The sequence below is a fragment of the Pedobacter sp. 01N416 genome (assembly GCF_056399685.1).
Genome location: NZ_JBFTRT010000704.1, coordinates 1 through 2,311, shown reverse-complemented (window position 1 = coordinate 2,311; position 2,311 = coordinate 1). Strand labels below are relative to the sequence as shown.

Here is a 2,311-nt window from a genome sequence, read left to right as displayed (position 1 = left end):
GCTGAAAACGGTTAATTTTATCGTAAGATTTTGGCGAAAGCCCGGTATGCTGATGCAGTAACCGTTGCAGATAACGCGTAGTGATATTATGCCTTGATGCGATATAGGTAATATTGCTTCCCGAAGCATCTTTTACGATACTATTTAAGATATCGGCTACCTTATTGATATGAAAGGATTTCTTTTCATGACTGATCAGTCTTTTCAACAAAAATGCCTCTAAAAGATCGATCCTTTTTTGTTCGCCCTCGGTTTCCAATAGTTTTTGATGGAGCACATCTGCACTTCCTCCGATCACATGCCGAAGATCCGTAATTGAGTCGTTAAAAATCCCCATCTGATCATTAAAAAAGTACGATGCCGAGTGTGTATAAAATTTGATCCCGAGCATAGTATGTTTACCTACCGATCGGATAGCAAGCGGTTTTGTAATCTGCCCCCAAAGTTCAATTTTCGGTGTTTTCTTAAAAGCATTGTTTACAAGCGATTCCCAACTGCCATTCCCCAGATTAAAGATTACCTCCATATCCCCACTGGGAAATACCACATCCTCAAAAGTCGAATCGGTATCCGACTTAAAAATATAATAATGCCTGATATAAGGTTTTAAGGGATCTGAAGGTAAAAACTGTTTAAATTCCATATATGCCAATTGATTACAAGATCGTAAAATTAGGACAATTCTAAGCCTCGAGATTGTAAAAATCGGAACAGATTACACCTTTAATGAGACAATTAAGCGCTGTAATCAAAGCGTCGCAGCTTAAAAATAATCCTTTACCGCAACAAGATATTTCTGAGATGTTTTAAGCTATGATATTCTTTATCGTACTGATTTACAAGGAGTGGCAAGAAATAGCTTTTACCATCCATCAAAATTTCCGATATTTGTAGCATTTGGAAGTCGTTATTAAATTCAAATCCCGACATTTTCTTTCCTCGCTAAAACAAGTGGGGCTTAATAAACGTTATGACAAACACAAATAAATCTGTAATTTTGAGCCATGTATAATAAAAGTGATATTGAATTAAAGGTAGCGGAATTTTTATTACAGATAAAAGCAATCAAATTACAACCAAATAATCCTTTTACCTGGGCATCTGGTTGGAAATCGCCAATTTATTGCGACAACAGAATTACCCTTTCCCACCCTCAGGTTAGAACTTACATCCGTCAGAAGCTTGCACAGGCCATTCAGGAAGAGTTTGGTTCGGTAGATGTTATTGCTGGTGTTGCAACCGCTGGAATTCCTCAAGGTGTTTTAGTAGCTCAAGAACTTGGTTTACCTTTTATCTACGTAAGAGCGAAAGCTAAAGAACATGGTACTGGAAGTTTAATTGAAGGCGAAGTGGTAGAAGGTCAACGTGTGGTCGTTATCGAAGATTTAATTTCAACCGGAAAAAGCAGTCTACAAGCTGTTGATGCATTAAGAGCTGCAGGTTTATCGGTAGCTGGCTTAGCGGCAATTTTCACTTACGGTTTCGAAAAAGCAGACGAAAATTTCGCAGCTGCAAAATGTCGTTACTTAACCTTATCAAGCTATGGTGCTTTAATCGATTATGCTGCCGAGCACAGCATTATTGCCAAAAGTGATATGGAATTATTAGGTAAATGGCGTTTAAATCCTTCAGAATGGGGACAAGGACAAGTTTTGAGTCCGGAGTCTTAAGTTTTGAGTAAAAACAAAAATCTATAAAAAATATATAATGACTGTTATTGAAAGCGCAGTAGAGGTAAATAAACCAGTTGCAGAGGTTTATGCATTTCTATCCAATATGAACAATCATCAGCAACTGATGCCAGAAAATATTTACAACTGGGAATCTACAGAAGATGATGCACGGTTTACCATCCAAAATATGGCAAAATTGGCCATTAAGATTTCGAGCCGTATCGAAAATCAGGAAATAACAGCAATTCCGAGTGAAAAAGCACCTTTTGATGTGGAGTTAAAGTGGACTGTAGCAGATAATGGAAACGGAACAACTACAGCTAAACACATTATCTCAGCTGATCTGAACATGATGATGAAAATGCTGGCATCTGGTCCACTACAAAAACTGGCCGATCACCAAACGGAAAAACTGAAAGAAACTTTAGGATAGATATCACAGATTTAAGTGATTTCACAGATTTAAAAGACGAAGTAACCTTCGTCTTTTTTTATCCGTAAAAATTCCATTGCGTTCTTTTATCAGCACATTATTTTAATACCTTAGTTTTCGAATAACCTTTAAACTATGAACCTCAGATTTTTCCAGGTAACTGCTTTATTTTTTGCCCTTGCTCCTATTTCCAAAACACTTGCTC

3 protein-coding genes are annotated in these 2,311 nt (G+C 37.2%); 2 read left to right on the top strand and 1 reads right to left on the bottom strand.

The features are described from left to right. Positions 1-643: DUF6597 domain-containing transcriptional factor (locus AC1DND_RS26070; RefSeq protein WP_477585525.1), on the bottom strand; the 643-nt coding region annotated here is incomplete at its 3' end. A 361-nt stretch (positions 644-1,004) separates the two neighbouring features. On the opposite strand from AC1DND_RS26070, the gene pyrE reads away from it, so the two are divergent. Together pyrE and AC1DND_RS26060 are read left to right on the top strand one after the other, a co-directional pair. After that, complete coding sequence (gene pyrE / locus AC1DND_RS26065) at positions 1,005-1,670, top strand: orotate phosphoribosyltransferase (protein ID WP_477585523.1); 666 nt, start codon at positions 1,005-1,007, stop codon at positions 1,668-1,670. Between the two features lie 37 nt (positions 1,671-1,707). Further along, a complete protein-coding gene (locus AC1DND_RS26060) occupies positions 1,708-2,106 on the top strand; it encodes an SRPBCC family protein (RefSeq protein WP_477585521.1) in 399 nt (132 codons plus the stop codon). Positions 2,107-2,311 lie beyond the last annotated feature (205 nt).

Excerpts from the sequence above, each read along its gene's own strand:
- pyrE (WP_477585523.1), top strand. The coding sequence starts at position 1,005 with ATGTATAATAAAAGTGATATTGAATTAAAGGTAGCGGAATTTTTATTA.
- AC1DND_RS26060 (WP_477585521.1), top strand. The coding sequence starts at position 1,708 with ATGACTGTTATTGAAAGCGCAGTAGAGGTAAATAAACCAGTTGCAGAG.